The organism is Streptomyces pathocidini, assembly GCF_001418495.1.
In the GTDB taxonomy this organism is placed as follows: Bacteria; Actinomycetota; Actinomycetes; order Streptomycetales; family Streptomycetaceae; genus Streptomyces; species Streptomyces pathocidini.
Genome location: NZ_LIQY01000039.1, coordinates 1 through 16,397, shown reverse-complemented (window position 1 = coordinate 16,397; position 16,397 = coordinate 1). Strand labels below are relative to the sequence as shown.

Genomic DNA, 16,397 nt, shown 5'->3' with positions numbered 1-16,397 from the left:
CTCCGTGACCGTCCGCCCCACCCGCGAAGGGGTCGGTGAAGGTGGTGCGTACGGTCACGGAGGGGCTGGAGTCCCCGTGGGGGCTGGCCGCGCTGCCGGACGGCGACCTGCTGGTGTCCTCCCGCGACTCCGGGAAGATCTACCGGATCGCGGCCGACAGCGGAAAGCGGACCGAGCTGGGCTCCGTGCCGGGCGTCTCGCCCGGCGGGGAAGGTGGTCTGCTGGGCATCGCTATCGCGCCGACCTTCGGCGAGGACCACTGGGTGTACGCCTACTTCACCACCGACTCGGACAACCGCATCGTGCGGATGGCCTACGACGAGAAGCGTCCGGCGGGGGATCAACTGGGCGCTCCCGACACGGTGTTGCGGGGCATCCCCAAGGGCCAGGTCCACAACGGCGGCCGGATCGCCTTCGGCCCGGACCGGATGCTGTACGCGGGCACGGGCGAGAGCGGCGACCAGGGGCTGGCGCAGGACAAGGACTCGCTCGGCGGCAAGATCCTGCGGATGACCCCGGAGGGCGAACCGGCCAAGGGCAATCCGGACGCGGACTCGGTGGTCTACTCGTACGGCCACCGCAATGTGCAGGGGCTGGCCTGGGACGCGGAGAACCGGCTGTGGGCCGCGGAGTTCGGGCAGGACACCTGGGACGAGCTGAACCTGATCGAGCCGGGCCGGAACTACGGCTGGCCCGAAGTAGAGGGCAAGAGCGACCGGAAGGCCTATGTCGACCCGGTGGAGCAGTGGTCGACGGACGAGGCGTCGCCGAGCGGTATCGCGTACGTCCGCGGCTCGATCTGGATGGCCGGGCTGCACGGCGAACGGCTCTGGCGGATCCCGCTGAACGGCACGAAGCCGGTGGCGAAGCCGCAGGCCTTCCTGGACGGCGAGTACGGCAGGCTGCGCACCGTGCTCCCCGACGGCGCCGACGGCCTGTGGCTCGTCACCAGCGAGACCGACACCCGGGGCACGCCGCGGAGCGGGGACGACCGGATCCTCCAGCTGAGGGTCAGCTGATGAGCCGCACACGGGGGTGGCCGGCCAGTGCTGGGGCGAGCCTGGGTTGGTTATGCGGCCGACTCGGGCGTACGGTCCGCCGGCTCGGGCGTGCGTGCCGCGGGCATGAGGACGGTCGCGAGCTCGTCCTCCGCCGGGGGCTCGATCGGGGGCTCGATGCTGAACCGCGGCAGCAGGCGGTCCATCCACTGGGGCAGCCACCAGTTGGCGCTGCCGAGCATGTGCATCAGGGCGGGCACCAGGAGCGTGCGGAGCACGAACGCGTCCAGGGCGACGGCCGCGGCCAGGCCGATGCCGAACATCGAGATGATCCGGTCGCCGCTGAGGACGAAGGCGCCGAAGACCGCGATCATGATGACGGCAGCCGAGTTGATGACCCGGCTGGTCTCCGCGAGGCCCACCCGGACCGCACGCCGGTTGTCTCCGGTCCGGCGCCACTCCTCGTACATCCGGCTGACCAGGAAGACCTGGTAGTCCATGGACAGGCCGAAGAGCACGGCCACCATGATCACGGGCAGAAAGGGTTCGATCGGCCCGGCGCTGCCGAGTCCGAGGAGCCCGCTGCCCCAGCCCCACTGGAAGACCGCGACGACGATGCCGAAGGAGGCGGCGACGGCGGCGATGTTCATCGCTGCTGCCTTGAGCGGGATGCCGATGCTGCGGAAGGCGAGCAGGAGCAGGGCGCAGCCGAGGGCCACGACGACGCCGACGAACAGCGGCAGCTTGCCGACGACCACGGATCCGAAGTCCTCGTACGCGGCGGTCTGGCCGCCGACATAGGTCTGCAGCGAGGTGCCCTTCTCGGCCTGGGGCAGGACGTCGTCCCGCAGGTGCTCGATGAGCCGGGAGGTCTCCTGGGACTGCGGGGAGCCGGCGGGCACGACGGTGATCACGCCGGTGCCGCCGCTGCCGCTGAGGGTCGCCGGGGACACCTGGGCGACGCCCTCGGTGGCCCGCAGGGTGTCGGGCAGCTGGTCGAAGGCGAGCCGTCCGGAGGCGTCGTCGAGGTCGGCGACGAGCGTCAGCGGCCCGTTGAAGCCGGGGCCGAAGCCGTCGGAGAGCAGGTCGTAGGCCTTGCGGGTGGTCGTGGTCGCCGGATTGTTGCCCTGGTCGGAGCTGCCCAGGTGCAGGTGGAAGGTGGGGATCGCGAGCACGATCATGATCACGGCCGCGACGGCGCCCAGCAGTTTGGGGTGGCGCTCGACGAAGGCGGACCAACGGGCGGAGACGCCCGCGGGCAGGTCGGGCTTCGGCCCGTGCTCGGCCAGCCGGCGCCGTTCGCGGCGGCTGAGGGCCTTCATCCCGATGACACCCAGCAGCGCGGGCAGCAGCGTGATGGAGGCGGCCACGGTGAGCACGACGGTGAGGGAGGCGGCGAGGGCGACGCCGTTGAGGAAGTTCAGGCGCAGGATGAGCATGCCGAGCAGGGCTGTGCACACGGTGACGCCCGCGAAGACGACGGCCCGGCCGGAGGTGGCGACGGCTCGCGCCGCGGCCTCCTTCACCGGCAGCCCCTGCCGCAGTCCCCTGCGGTGGCGGGTGACGATGAACAGGGCGTAGTCGATGCCGACACCCAGGCCGATGAGCATGCCGAGCATGGGCGCGAAGTCGGCGACGGTCATGAAGTGGCCGAGGAGCCCGATGGCGAGGTAGCCGGTGCCGACGCTGACGAGAGCGGTGGCGATGGGCAGCAGCATCGCGAAGAGCGAGCCGAAGGCGAGGAAGAGGACGACGGCGGCCGCGAGGATGCCGACGACCTCGCTGATGTGCGCGGAGGACTTCTCGGTCAGGGCGATGCCGGGCCCGCCGAACTCGACCTGGAGGCCTTTGGTCTCGGCCGACTTGGCGGCGTCCACGACGTGTTGCACCTGACCCCGGTCGAGATCCTCGGCGTCCTGGTCGAAGGTGACGGTGGCGTACGCGGTGTGGCCGTCGCGGCTGATCCGGCCGGCGCCCTCGGCGCCGTAGGCGCTGGTGACCTGGGAGACGCCGGGCATGCCGGATATCTCGTCGAGCGCCTGGGTCACCCGGTGCTCGACGCCTGCGGCGCGCACGGAGCCGCTGTCGGTGTGCCAGACGATGGTGTCGCTGTCGCCGCCCTGGTCGGGGAAGGCCTTCTGGAGGATCTGGGTCGCCTTGCCCGCCTCGGTGCCAGGTATGTCGTAGTCGTTGGAGTACGAGGAACCGGCCACGGCCGCCGCGGCTCCCACGCCGATGAAGGCGAGGAGCCACAGCAGGATGACGGTGGAACGACGACGGAGGCACCACCGGGCGAGTGCGGGCATTCACTGCTCCCTGAGCGTGACGCGGCTCTTTCAGGGAGGAGGCCCCTCGAAGAAGACCGGACGTACGCCCATCACTGTGGCAGTGAAAAGAGATCGATTGACCGTTTCATGCGGTTACTCACATGGAGCTGCCCGGGAGAGCGGCTCTCGCGAGGAGAGCCGCCTCACGCTCGGAACACGGCACGGAGCGCTGTGCGATCAGCCGCTGACGCTCTCCCGGCCGTTCTCGATGTGGCCCATGAGGCGTCGGTGGAACTCCGGGATCTCCGTGACGGCGACCGTCAGGTCGTACCACCCGTGGGCGTCGTCCGCGGAGTGGGCGATCGACCTGCTGCGGCCCGGCTTCACGGTGATCTCCCGACGCCAGTCACGAAGATCGGCCTCGTCGGCGTAACCGTTGGGGCTGACGGTGAAGGTGATGGCGGTGGCGGAGCGGTTGATGAAGGTGAGGTGCACATCGCGGTCGCGCCCGTCGATGCGCGTGGCCACCTCGGCCGCGGCCCCCGGGCCCGCCGCGGGGCCGGCGAACTCCCGGCGGAAGCCGTTCGGCCCGGTGACCGTGAAGCGGTACTCCTCCCCCGTGATCGGCACCTCCCAGCCGGCGATCCCCTTGACGTCCTTGTGCTGCGGCGCCGCGAACTCGCCGGCGTAGGGGTAGAGCGCGAAGTGCGCGCTCGCCCGGCCCGTGTTGACCAGCAGCAGCCGCAGGCTCTTGCCGTCGACCCGGGCGTGGGCGTCCGGCTGGTACGGCAGCGGGCGCGCCCGGCGCACGCCCGGCTCCTGCCGCGGCATGACCTGCTCGGCGGGCGGGTTGGGCTTCCAGCGCCCGGTGAACGGCGGAATGGCGGCCGGCTGCTCGACCTCCGGCTGCGGCCGGGCGCGCGAGAAGTCGAAGGCCGAGGTGAGGTCGCCGGTGACCTGGCGGCGCCAGGCGGTGATGCTGGGCTCGGCGACGCCCAGCCACTTCTCCAGGAAGCGCAGCTGCGAGGTGTGGTCGAAGACCTCGGAGCAGACGTAGCCGCCGACGGTCCACGGGGAGATCACGATCATGGGCACGCGGATGCCCAGGCCCACCGGACGGCCCTCGAAGAGCTCGCTGTCCGTCCCGGCCGGGGGCACCGGCGGCGGCACGTGGTCGAAGAAGCCGTCGTGCTCGTCGTAGCTGATGAACAGCGCGGTGTGGCGCCACACATCGGGGTTGGAGGCGAGCGCGTCGAGCACCTTGTACGTGATGGTGGCGCTCTCGATCGGGGAGGACGTGCCCGGGTGCTCGGAGTCGGCGGCGTTGGGGACGATGTAGGAGACCTTGGGCAGCCGGCCCGTCTCGACGTCCTCGCGGAACCAGTCGGCCGTGGTGTCCGGGCGGCCGCGGCGCAGCCCGCGCTCGAAGAGGGAGCGCTCGGCGGGACCGAGTTCGCGTACGCCCTCCTCCAGCAGGGCGAGTCGGCGGTCCTGCTCCTCGGCGGACAGCCCGCCGAGCGAGCCGTAGAAGGAGGTCATGTTGCGGTGGCCGCCGGTCTTGGCCAGCGCCTTCACCATGACGGCCTTGAAGCTCACGAAGAACTCCAGGTTGTTGTCGGTGAAGTTGTCCCACTCCTGGTAGGTCTGCCAGGGGATCCCGGCCGCCTCCAGGCGTTCCAGGTAGGTGGTCCAGGTGTAGCCGGGGTGCTTGTCCTCGTCGTAGGCGTCGTTGCCGACCGCCCGGCGGCCGTTGGCCTCGAAACCGGTCCAACCGCTCACGTGGTGGTTGCGGTTGGGGCTCGTCGAGGTGGAGACGGAGGCGTGGTAGGCGTCGCAGATCGTGAACGTGTCGGCGAGCTCGTAGTGCAGCGGCAGGTCCTGGCGGTCGTAGTACGCCATGGTGGCGCTGGACTTGGCGGCGATCCAGTTGTTCATCCAGCCCTGGTTCCAGGCCTGGTAGCCGTCGTTCCAGCCGTGCGGCAGCCCGCCGATGTACTGGATCCCCTTCTGCTGCGTGCGGGCCGCGTCGCGGACGGAGAAGGGAAGCACCGTCCCGGACGGCCCGGGCTGCGCGAAGACGCTGCCCCCGCCGGGCAGTTCGATGGCGTTGCGGTCGCCGAAGCCGCGTACCCCGCGCAGCGAGCCGAAGTAGTGGTCGAACGAGCGGTTCTCCTGCATCAGGAACACGACGTGCCGGATCGCGCCGAGCCCGCCACGCGGCGGCTCCGCCGCCAGCGCTGCCTGTAGCGAGGGCGGCAGCAGCGATCCGGCGGCAGCAGCTCCGGCGGCGCCCGCGCCCAGGGCGAACAGCCGTCGCCTCGATATGTCCGTGGTCAAGAGAGCCTCCCGGTCCTTCCAGTGACGGCCGGGACGCTAGTGCCGGAAGGTGGCCGCCGTCCGGCGCATGGGCGACCCGCCGGGAAACGCCCTGGGAGTTGCTCGCCTCGGACAGCTGAGAGGGCGGGCCCCGGTCCACCGGTCCCGCCCTCTCAGGCATGTGCGTACGAGATCCCTACGCGCCGTGGGCTCGGCCCTCGACGCCCGGCTTCTCCAGGCTGTGCTCGATCATTCCTCCGGGGCGAGCCGCTCAAGGATCAGTTCGCGCACGCGAGCCGCGTCCGCCTGACCGCGGGTGGCCTTCATGACCGCGCCCACGAGCGCGCCCGCCGCGGCGACCTTGCCGCCGCGGATCTTGTCGGCGATGGCCGCGTTGCCCGCGATGGCCTCGTCGACCGCCGCACCGAGCGCCGCGTCGTCCGAGACGACCTTCAGGCCACGCTTCTCGACGACCGTGTCCGGGTCGCCCTCGCCCGCGAGGACGCCCTCGATGACCTGGCGCGCCAGCTTGTCGTTGAGCGAGCCCTCGGCCACCAGCGCACACACCCGGGCCACCTCGGCCGGGGTGATGGGCAGTTCGGTGAGCTCGGTGCCCTCCTCGTTGGAGCGGCGGGCCAGCTCGCCCATCCACCACTTGCGCGCGGAGGCCGCGTCGGCGCCCGCCTCGATGGTGGCGGCGATCGTGTCGACGGCGCCCGCGTTGAGGACGGACTGCATCTCGTGCTGCGAGATGTCCCACTCCTCGCGCAGCCGATTGCGGCGCAGCCGCGGCAACTCCGGCAGCGTGGCGCGCAGTTCGTCCACCCACTCGCGGGAGGGGGCGACCGGGATGAGGTCCGGTTCCGGGAAGTAGCGGTAGTCCTCGGCCTCTTCCTTCACCCGGCCGGAGGTCGTGGAGCCGTCCTCCTCGTGGAAGTGGCGGGTCTCCTGGATGATCGTGCCGCCCTCGCCGAGGACCGCCGCGTGGCGCATGATCTCGAAGCGGGTGGCCCGCTCCACGCTGCGCAGCGAGTTGACGTTCTTCGTCTCGGAGCGGGTGCCGAACTTCTCCCGGCCGTGCGGGCGCAGCGACAGGTTCACGTCGCAGCGCATCTGGCCCATCTCCATGCGGGCTTCGGAGACGCCGAGCGCCTTGATCAGCTCGCGCAGCTCGGCCACGTACGCCTTGGCGACCTCGGGGGCCTTCGCCCCCGCCCCGACGATCGGCTTGGTGACGATCTCGATGAGCGGGATGCCGGCCCGGTTGTAGTCGAGGAGGGAGTGGGTCGCACCGTGGATGCGGCCCGTGGCGCCGCCCACGTGCGTGGACTTGCCGGTGTCCTCCTCCATGTGGGCGCGCTCGATCTCGACCCGGAAGGTCTCGCCGTCGACCTCGACGTCCAGATAGCCGTTGAAGGCGATCGGCTCGTCGTACTGCGAGGTCTGGAAGTTCTTCGGCATGTCCGGATAGAAGTAGTTCTTCCGGGCGAAGCGGCACCACTCGGCGATCTCGCAGTTGAGCGCGAGGCCGATGCGGATCGCGGACTCGACGCCGATCCGGTTCATGACCGGGAGCGAGCCGGGCAGGCCCAGACAGGTGGGGCAGGTCTGCGAGTTGGGGTCGGCGCCCAGCGCGGTGGCGCACCCGCAGAACATCTTGGTGGCGGTGCCGAGTTCGACGTGGACCTCGAGGCCCATCACGGGCTCGTAGGCCGCCAACGCGTCCTCGTACGACACCAGTTCAGTGACGGTCACGGAAACTTACCTTTCTGCCCTTCAGCCCGCGAGGACGTCGTCGTCGCCGATGCGCTTGAGCTCGCGGACGAGCAGCGCGACACCGGTCACGACGGCGGCGGCGGAGATCACGGCATCGGCGAGCATCAGCCGGTCGTTCTCCAGCCGGGCCTTCTTGACCTGCTTCAGGATGCTGACCGCGCCGAACAGCGACGTGCCGATGGACAGGTACGTGCCGGGCTTGGACTTCTTGAAGCCCTTGGCCTTTTCGATCTTGCTCACTGCGCCTCCTGGTTCGCTCCGCCGCGCCAGCGGTTAATGTCACGGCCGCCCGCACAGCGCAGAGGTGCGGCTTCGACGGTCATCTGCGGCCCGGCGGCCGCGCGTGCGACGCTCACAGTGCCGGTGCCTCCTCGAGCAGCGGGTGTCCCCAACGCGACTGGAACGCGGCCTCGACCGCGGCACCCACGCGGTAGAGCCGGTCGTCGGCCATGGCGGGGGCGATGATCTGCAACCCCACCGGAAGCCCGTCCTCCGGAGCCAGGCCGCAGGGCAGCGACATGGCGGCGTTCCCGGCCAGGTTGGACGGGATGGTGCACAGGTCGGCGAGGTACATCGCCATCGGGTCGTCGGCGCGCTCGCCGATCGGGAAGGCGGTGGTCGGGGTGGTCGGCGAGATCAGCACGTCCACCTGCTCGAAGGCCTTCTCGAAGTCCCGGGTAATCAGGGTGCGGACCTTCTGCGCCGAACCGTAGTACGCGTCGTAGTAGCCGGAGCTGAGCGCGTACGTGCCGAGCATGATGCGGCGCTTGACCTCGGGGCCGAACCCGGCCTCGCGAGTGAGGGCGGTGACGTCCTCGGCGGAGCGGGTGCCGTCGTCGCCGACCCGCAGCCCGTAGCGCATCGCGTCGAACCGGGCGAGGTTCGAGGAGCACTCGGAGGGGGCGATCAGGTAGTACGCGGCAAGCGCCAGGTCGAAGGACGGGCAGGAGATCTCGACGATCTCGGCGCCCAGTTCGCGCAGCAGCTCCACGGACTCGTTGAACCGCTGCATGACGCCGGCCTGGTAGCCCTCGCCGCCGAACTCCTTGACGACGCCGATCCGCAGGCCCCGCACGTCCCCGTTGCGGGCCGCCTCGACGACCGGCGGGACCGGGGCGTCGATCGAGGTGGAATCGAGCGGGTCGTGCCCGGCGATCACCTCGTGCAGCAACGCCGCGTCCAGGACCGTACGGGCGCAGGGGCCGCCCTGGTCGAGGGAGGAGGAGAAGGCGACGAGGCCGTAGCGGGAGACGCCGCCGTAGGTCGGCTTGACGCCGACCGTGCCGGTGACGGCGGCAGGCTGGCGGATCGAGCCGCCGGTGTCGGTGCCGATGGCCAGCGGCGCCTGGAAGGCGGCGAGCGCTGCGGAGGAGCCGCCGCCGGAGCCGCCGGGGATGCGGGTGAGGTCCCAGGGGTTGCCGGTCGGGCCGTACGCGCTGTTCTCGGTGGAGGACCCCATGGCGAACTCGTCCATGTTGGTCTTGCCGAGGATGACGACGTCCGCGTCCTTCAGCCGACGGGTGAGCGTGGCGTCGTACGGCGGGATCCAGCCCTCGAGGATCTTCGAGCCGCAGGTGGTGGGGATCCCCTCGGTGGTGAAGACGTCCTTCAGCGCGAGCGGGACGCCGGCCAGCGGGCCGAGCCGCTCGCCACGGGCGCGCTTCTCGTCCACGGCGCGGGCCTGGGCGAGGGCGCCCTCGCGGTCCACGTGCAGGAAGGCGTGCACCTTCTCGTCCACGGCCTCGATGCGGGCCAGGTGGGCCTCGGTGACGGCCACCGCGGTGAGCTCGCCGGAGGCGATCTTCTCGGCGGTCTCGGCGGCGGTGAGCCTGGTCAGGTCGGTCATGGTCACTCCTCCCCCAGGATCTGCGGCACCTTGAAACGCTGCTGCTGCTGCGCCGGGGCGCCGGAGAGGGCCTGCTCCGGGGTCAGTGACGGGCGGACCTCGTCAGCCCGCATGACGTTGGTCAGCGGCAGCGGGTGGGAGGTCGGCGGTACGTCCTCGTCGGCCACATCGGAAACGCGGGCGACCGCGCCGATGATCACGTCGAGCTGCTGGGCGAAGTGGTCGAGCTCTTCGTCCTTCAGCTCCAGACGCGACAGCCGGGCGAGGTGGGCGACCTCCTCGCGCGTGATGCCAGGCATGCAGCGATCCTCAAGGGTGAGTGTGTAGGTTTCGGGCCCAATCCTATGGCGGCGGCCGGCTTGAGAGCGAAATCGCCTCCCGCTCAGGGAAAGCCGGATTCGGGCCCGGGCCCAGGACTCGCCGTCGCGGCGACAGATGCCGATTCGGGCCCGGGCCCGGACGCGGAACCGGTCACGGCCGGTTCGGCACCGCCGAGCTCCACCACGGTGGTGACTTGCCGTCGCGGCGGCAGATACTGGGGACTTCGTCCCCAGACCCCTGGCAGCGGTGGGCCCGGGGTCACCCCGAACCGGCGGGGCGGGGCCTTGGGGACCGGGTCCCCAAGAGATTCTCCGCCGCGACGGCGAGATGCCCGACGGCGGAGGTCGGCGGTGTCGGGGCGGCGGTGCCGGGGCGGCCTGGGGCAAGGCTGTCGCCGGCCGGAGTGGGGGTTCAGCGGGTGGTGGAGGGGGCGTCCGCTTCGTCGATCGCCGTATGTTCCGGCTCCGGTTCGTCGGCGTCCTCGCCGGAGGCGATCTCGCGCTGCCAGCCGCGCTCGCCGCGCAGGCGGAGCCAGGCCGTCGTCTCGTCCGGCGGCATCGCGGCCGCGACGAGCCAGCCCTGGACCGCGTCGCAGTTCAGGTCGCGCAGCCGCTCCCAGGTCTCGTCGTCCTCGACGCCCTCCGCGACGACCAGCAGGCCGAGCGAGTGGGCGAGATCGACGGTGCAGCGGACGATCTCCGCGTCCTCGGCGTCGACCGCGAGCCGGGCCACGAAGGACCGGTCGATCTTCAGCTCGCTCACCGGCAGCCGCCTCAGGTGGACCAGCGAGGAGTAGCCCGTACCGAAGTCGTCGAGCGACATCTTCACGCCGTGCCCGGTCAGCCCGGCGAGGGTGTCCGCGGCGCGCTGCGGGTCCTCCAGCAGCACATGCTCGGTGATCTCCAACTGCAGGGCGCCGGGCGGGACACCGTGCCGGGCGAGCCGGGCCGCTACGGCGCCCGCGAAGCCGGGGCTGTGCACATCGCGCGGCGAGACGTTGACGGCGACCGGCACTTCGAGGCCGGAGGCGCGCCACTTGGCGACCTGGCAGAGCGCGGTCTCCAGTACGTACTCGGTGAGCTGGGGCATGAGCCCGGAGGACTCGGCGATGGCGATGAACTCGTCGGGGCTGACCCGCCCTCGCTCCGGATGCACCCACCGTACGAGCGCCTCGAGCCCGGCGACCTTCCCGTCGAAGCCGACCTTCGGCTGATAGTGCAGCTCGACGTCGCCCGCCTCGATCGCGCGCCGCAGATCGCCCAGCAGCCCGAGCCGGTCGGGCGTGTTGCCGTCCCGCTTGGCCTCGTACACCTCGACCCCGCTGCGGTCCCGCTTCGCCTGGTACATCGCCACGTCGGCGCGGCGCAGCAGCCCCTCGGCGTCGAGCGCGTGGTCGGGGAAGACGGCGACCCCGGCGCTGGCCTCCAGGACGAGGGTCAGCCCGTCGAGGTCGAGCGGCGAGCCGAGGGCGGCGACCAGGCCGCGGGCCACCCGCTGGGCGCTGGTGGTGGAGTCCGCGCTGGGCAGCAGTACGGCGAACTCGTCGCCGCCGAGCCGGGCGGCTTCCGCGCCGCGCGGCAGGGCGAGGCGGAGCCGCTCGGCGATCTGGAGCAGCAGCCGGTCGCCCGCCAGGTGCCCGAGCGTGTCGTTGACCGATCTGAAGCGGTCGAGGTCGATCAGTACGAGGGCGGAGCGGGCGCCCATCCGCTCGGCATCGTCCAGCGCCGTCCAGGTGCGCTCCAGCATCCACTGCCGGTTGGGCAGGCCGGTGAGCGGGTCGCGCAGCTGCTCCTCGGCGCGGGCGCGGGCGATCCACAGCGTGGAGTCGAGGGCGATCAGCGGCACCGCGAACAGCGGCAGCAGCACCGGCATGTGCACGGCCACGACGCACAGCAGGGGCGCGATGCCGAGCAGCGCGACTCCGACGAGGGCCTGCCGGGCCAGCGCCGTGCGGGCGATGGTCGGCAGGCCGCCGCTGCGCGGGGCCATCGAGTACCAGAGCAGGACGCGGGTCACCACGAGGTAGGCGAGCGCGGCAAGGAGCACCTCGGGGAGCGCGAAGCCGCCCCAACTGCCGGGCTGCCAGGGCTCTTCGACGGTCGGCACGGTGCCGAAGGCGGCGAGTACGAGCGCGGCGGTGCCGATGCCGAGTATGTCCACCGCGCCGTGCACGACCCCCTGCCGCCACCGGTGGCGGCGGGCGGCGCCGACCAGGACGACCACGGCGAGGCTGACCAGCACGGCCGGCACCCAGCCGTAGAGCAGCAGGACGGCGAGGGTGAGCGCGGCGCCGGAGCCGGTGCCGCCCCACCAGCGGTCGCGGCCGAGGGCGACGAGGTGTCCGACGATGACTCCGGTGAGCACCGCGAACGCCCAACCGGCCGTGCCGTCAGGGAAGATCGCGCGTCCCTGGCCGAGTGCCCGGACGAATCCGGTGACGAGGGCGAGCACCGCCACCACGATCGCGACGACCGGAAGGCCGGGCGCCGCGAACCGGCGCAGGCGTGACGCCGGGTCGGCGCTTTCGGTCGGTTTCATTCCCGTCCCTCTCACAGCCGGCGGTGCCCACGCCTCGGAGCCGCAGCCCTTCCGATGCCAGCACGTCAGATCCCACCACGCAGCTGTGCACGGCAGGCGCACAACCTCAACAGTAGGCCGCGAAAGGCTGGAAGGGGCAGCGATCCACAGGGGTTGCCCGAATGCGACCTCGGCATCCGAATCCAACCGCTATGCGCCGAACAGGTGAAGACTGACGGCTATTCGGGTGCCGGCTGGGCCGTCTCCCGGGCGGCGTCGGGCCCCTGTTCCAGCAGGACGCCGAACCCTTCCTCGTTCAGAACAGGCACCTTGAGCTGCAACGCCTTGTCGTGCTTGGAGCCGGGGTTGTCGCCGACGACCACGAACGCGGTCTTCTTCGACACCGAACCGGTCACCTTCGCACCGAGGTTCTGCAGCGCCTCTTTCGCCCCGTCTCTCGTATACGAGGCGAGGGTGCCCGTGACGACGACGGTGAGGCCGTCGAGGGGGCGGGGGCCGCGCTCCTCGCCGCCCGCCTCCTCCAGGCGCACTCCGGCGGCCCGCCACTTCTCGACGATCCGGCGGTGCCAGTCGACCTCGAACCACTGCTTGACGGACGCGGCGATGGTCGGGCCGACGCCCTCGACGGCCGCCAGCTCCTCCTCGCCGGCCTCGGCGATCCGGTCCAGCGAGCCGAACTCCCTGGCCAGGGCCTCGGCCGCGACCGGACCGACATGGCGGATGGACAGGCCGGTGATGATGCGCGCGAGCGGGCGCTGCTTGGCCGCTTGGATGTGCTCCAGCATGGCCAGGGTGTTCTTCTTCGGCTCGCCCTTCTGGTTGGCGAAGAGCGTGACGACCTTCTCCTCGCCGGTCTTGGGGTCGCGCTTGGGCAGGCCGGAGTCCATGTCCAGGACGTAGGAGCGGATGGGCAGCAGCTGCTCCACCGTCAGGTCGAACAGGTCGCCCTCGTCCCGCAGCGGCGGTTCGGACGGCTCCAGGGGCTGGGTGAGCGCGGAGGCGACCACATAGCCGAAGTTCTCGATGTCCAGGCACTTGCGGCCCGCGAGATAGAAGACCCGCTCGCGCAACTGGGCCGGGCAGGAGCGGGCGTTGGGGCAGCGCAGGTCGATGTCGCCCTCCTTCATGGGGCGCAGTGCGAACCCGCAGTCCGGGCACTCGGCCGGCATCACGAACTCGCGCTCGCTGCCGTCCCGCAGGTCGGTCACGGGCCCGAGGATCTCGGGGATCACGTCGCCCGCCTTGCGCAGCACGACCGTGTCGCCGATGAGCACGCCCTTGGCCTTGACCACGTCCTGGTTGTGCAGGGTGGCGAACTCGACCTCGGAGCCGGCGACCGTGACCGGCTCCACCACCGCGTACGGGGTGACCCGGCCCGTGCGGCCGACGCCGACGCGGATGTCGACCAGCTTGGTGTTGACCTCCTCCGGCGGGTACTTCCACGCGATGGCCCAGCGGGGGGCGCGCGAGGTGGAGCCGAGCCGGCCCTGGAGCGGCACCTCGTCGAGCTTGACGACCACGCCGTCGATCTCGTGCTCCACGGAATGGCGGTTCTCGCCGTAGTACGCGATGAACTCCCGGACGCCCTCCAGGGAGTCCACGACCTTGTTGTGGCGGGCCGTGGGCAGGCCCCAGTCGTGGAGCAGCCCGTAGGCCTGCGAGAGGCGGTCGATGTCGAAGCCGTCGCGGGCGCCGATGCCGTGCACCACCATCCGCAGCGGGCGGGTGGCGGTGACCTTGGGGTCCTTCTGGCGCAGCGAACCGGCCGCCGCGTTGCGCGGGTTGGCGAACGGCTTGTCGCCCGCCTCCACCAGGCGGGCGTTGAGCTCCTCGAACTTCTCCATCGGGAAGAAGACCTCGCCCCGGATCTCCACGAGCTCCGGGATCCGGTCCCCGCGCAGCCGGTCGGGGATCTCGGCGATGGTGCGGACGTTGGGCGTGATGTCCTCACCCGTGCGGCCGTCGCCCCGGGTGGCGGCGCGGGTGAGGCGGCCGTGCTCATAGGTGAGGTTGACGGCCAGGCCGTCGATCTTCAACTCGCACAGGAAGTGGTGGTCGGTGCCGCTGAGTTCCCTGGCGACCCGGTCGGCCCAGCCGGCCAGCTCCTCCTCGTCGAAGGCGTTGTCCAGGCTGAGCATCCGCTCGCGGTGGGCGACCTCGGTGAACTCCGTCTCGTAATGGTCCGCAACCTTCTGGGTGGGCGAGTCCGGAGTACGCAGCTCCCCGTACTCGCCCTCCAGCGCCTCCAGAGACCGCATCAGCCGGTCGAACTCGGCGTCGCTGATGACGGGAGCGCCCTTCACGTAGTAGCGGAAGCGGTGCTCCTCGATCTGCTCAGCGAGGTGTGCGTGCTCCTCCCGCGCCTCGGCGGGCACCGCCGCCTGCTGTTCGCCAGCCACCGTTGCGTCCTTCCGTCACTCAGGGTTGTCCGCGAGAGATCTCGCCGCCCGGACGCAGTGGGCGAGCGCCGCACGGGCGTACCCCGGGGAGGCGCCCGCGAGACCGCAGGACGGGGTGACCACCACGGACTCACTGAGAGTCCCCGGCGGCAGCCCCAGCCTGCGCCACAGCGTCCTGACACCCATGACGCTACCGGCAGGGTCCGACAATCCCGTGTCCGTGCCCGGCACGACTCCGGCGAACAGGGCCGTACCGCCCTCCGCGGCCTCGCCGATCCGCTCGTCCTCACGCTCTGTGAGGAGATCGAAGTCGAACGAGACGCCGGCCGCCCCGGCCCGCCGCAGCAGCGCGAACGGCACGTCGGGGGCGCAGGAGTGGACGAGCACCGGGCTGTCCCCGGCCGCCGCGAGCACGTCCCGCAGGGCGCCCTCGGCCACGGCGCGGTCCACGGCCCGGTGGGTGCGGTAGCCGCTGGCGCTCTTGACCTGGCCGCGCAGTACGGAGGTGAGCGACGGCTCGTCGAGCTGGAGCACGACGCGGGCCCCGGGCACCCGCCTGCGGACCTCCGCGAGGTGGGCGGACAGGCCCTCGGCGAGCGATCCGACGAGGTCCCGGCAGGCACCGGGGTCGGACAGCGCGGCCTCGCCGTTCCGCAGCTCCAGCGCGGCCGCCAGCGTCCACGGCCCGACGGCCTGCACCTTGAGCGGGCCCTCGTGGCCCTGGGTGAACTCCTCGAGCGCGTCGAGGTCTTCGCGCAGCCACGACCAGGCGCGACGGGTGTCCCGTCCCGGCCGGTCGCCGAAGCGCCAGCCGCTGGGCTCCACGCGCGCGTACATCTCGACCAGCAGCCCGGCGGTACGGCCGATCATGTCCGCGCCGGGGCCGCGCGCAGGCAGTTCCGGCAGATACGGGAGCGCCTCCAGGGAGCCGGTGACGGTCTTCGCGGCCTCGCGGGCGTCCGTGCCCGGCATGGAGCCGACGCCGGTGGCGGCTGGGCCGGACCAGCCGAAGGCCGCCTTGGCGGACGGGCCCTTGGCCGGGGTGTCCTTGCCTGGGATTTCCCTGCCCGGGACTCCGCTGCCCGGGATTTCGCCGGCTGAGGCGTTCATCGCGGTCACCGGCCGGGCCGTACGGACAGGTCCGTGACCTCTGCGTCGGCGGGCAGGTCGAGGGCGGCCAGGATGGTCGTGGCGACCGAGGCCGGGTCGATCCAGCGGGACTCGTCGTACGCCTTGCCCTCCTGCTGGTGGACCTTGGCCTGCATGGGCGTGGCCGTGCGGCCCGGGTAGACCGAGGTGACGCGGACGCCGCTGTCGTGCTCCTCGGCGCGCAGGGCGTCGGCCAGCGCCTTGAGTCCGTGCTTTGTGGCGGCGTACGCGCCCCACTGCGGGTTGGCGCGCAGCCCGGCGCCGGAGTTCACGAACACCACATGGCCGCGGGCGGCCCGCAGTTGGGGCAGCAGCAGCCGGGTCAGCTCCGCCGGGGAGACGAGGTTGGCGGCGAGCTGGGCGTTCCAGGTCCTGGGCGTCAACTCGCCGATGGCGCCGAGTTCGACGACGCCGGCGACGTGGAGGAGGGAGTCGAGCCGATCGGGCAGCTCCTGGTGGCTCAGGGCCCAGGACAGCTTCTCCGGGGTGGCCAGGTCGCCGACGATCGTACGGGCGCCGGGGAAGCGTCCCTCCAGCTCCTTGGCGCGGCCGGCGTCCCTCGCCAGCAGCCAGAGGGTGTCGCCTCGGGTGGCGAGGCGGTCGGCTACGGCGGTGCCGATGCCGGAGCCGGCGCCGGTGATCAGATGTGCGCTCATGGTTCCCAGTCTGGCGCACGGGCCAGTGTCGGCCGCACGCCGGCCACCGACCGACCCGGCACCGGCCGATCCGGCACGGCTGCGCCGGTGGCGCCAACGCGTTCGCCGCGCTGTGGGCAGGCGGTCCGCCG

The 16,397-nt window shown here is 71.7% G+C and carries 10 protein-coding genes and 1 pseudogene; 1 reads left to right on the top strand and 10 read right to left on the bottom strand.

The annotated features are described in order from the left end of the window. Positions 1-11: 11 nt before the first annotated feature. Positions 12-1,019, top strand: a pseudogene (locus AOK16_RS02750) (PQQ-dependent sugar dehydrogenase); the annotation flags it as partial. 50 nt (positions 1,020-1,069) lie between these two features. On the opposite strand, the gene AOK16_RS02745 reads toward AOK16_RS02750, so the two are convergent. The 10 genes from AOK16_RS02745 to AOK16_RS02700 form a co-directional block, all read right to left on the bottom strand. Beyond that, positions 1,070-3,304, bottom strand: a complete 2,235-nt coding sequence (locus tag AOK16_RS02745; RefSeq protein ID WP_055470599.1) for an MMPL family transporter — start codon at positions 3,302-3,304, stop codon at positions 1,070-1,072. 198 nt (positions 3,305-3,502) lie between these two features. Beyond that, positions 3,503-5,602 carry a phosphocholine-specific phospholipase C gene (locus AOK16_RS02740; RefSeq protein WP_055470598.1) on the bottom strand — a complete coding sequence of 700 codons (2,100 nt, stop codon included), beginning with the start codon at positions 5,600-5,602 and terminating at the stop codon, positions 3,503-3,505. A gap of 228 nt (positions 5,603-5,830) precedes the next feature. After that, positions 5,831-7,336: an Asp-tRNA(Asn)/Glu-tRNA(Gln) amidotransferase subunit GatB gene (gatB, locus tag AOK16_RS02735; RefSeq protein ID WP_055470597.1), complete on the bottom strand. Its 1,506-nt coding sequence runs from the start codon at positions 7,334-7,336 to the stop codon at positions 5,831-5,833. A 21-nt stretch (positions 7,337-7,357) separates the two neighbouring features. Then, entirely contained in the window at positions 7,358-7,597 is a 240-nt protein-coding gene (locus AOK16_RS02730) for a hypothetical protein (RefSeq protein ID WP_055470596.1), read from the bottom strand. A gap of 112 nt (positions 7,598-7,709) precedes the next feature. Next, positions 7,710-9,203 carry an Asp-tRNA(Asn)/Glu-tRNA(Gln) amidotransferase subunit GatA gene (gene gatA, locus AOK16_RS02725; protein WP_055470595.1) on the bottom strand — a complete coding sequence of 498 codons (1,494 nt, stop codon included), beginning with the start codon at positions 9,201-9,203 and terminating at the stop codon, positions 7,710-7,712. A 2-nt stretch (positions 9,204-9,205) separates the two neighbouring features. Further along, positions 9,206-9,502, bottom strand: a complete 297-nt coding sequence (gatC, locus tag AOK16_RS02720; RefSeq protein WP_055470594.1) for an Asp-tRNA(Asn)/Glu-tRNA(Gln) amidotransferase subunit GatC — start codon at positions 9,500-9,502, stop codon at positions 9,206-9,208. A gap of 433 nt (positions 9,503-9,935) precedes the next feature. Next, positions 9,936-12,062 carry a putative bifunctional diguanylate cyclase/phosphodiesterase gene (locus AOK16_RS02715; RefSeq protein ID WP_055470593.1) on the bottom strand — a complete coding sequence of 709 codons (2,127 nt, stop codon included), beginning with the start codon at positions 12,060-12,062 and terminating at the stop codon, positions 9,936-9,938. Between the two features lie 218 nt (positions 12,063-12,280). After that, positions 12,281-14,461 carry an NAD-dependent DNA ligase LigA gene (gene ligA, locus AOK16_RS02710; protein WP_055470592.1) on the bottom strand — a complete coding sequence of 727 codons (2,181 nt, stop codon included), beginning with the start codon at positions 14,459-14,461 and terminating at the stop codon, positions 12,281-12,283. Between the two features lie 15 nt (positions 14,462-14,476). Continuing rightward, the gene (locus AOK16_RS02705; protein WP_420865367.1) at positions 14,477-15,580 is read right to left on the bottom strand and encodes a methionine synthase; all 1,104 of its coding nucleotides are present in this window, start codon (positions 15,578-15,580) and stop codon (positions 14,477-14,479) included. Continuing rightward, positions 15,577-16,266 (bottom strand): SDR family oxidoreductase, encoded by a 690-nt coding sequence (locus AOK16_RS02700; protein ID WP_055470591.1) that lies wholly within the window; start codon positions 16,264-16,266, stop codon positions 15,577-15,579. Before AOK16_RS02700 ends, AOK16_RS02705 begins: the two co-directional genes overlap by 4 nt. Between the last annotated feature and the right edge of the window lie 131 nt (positions 16,267-16,397).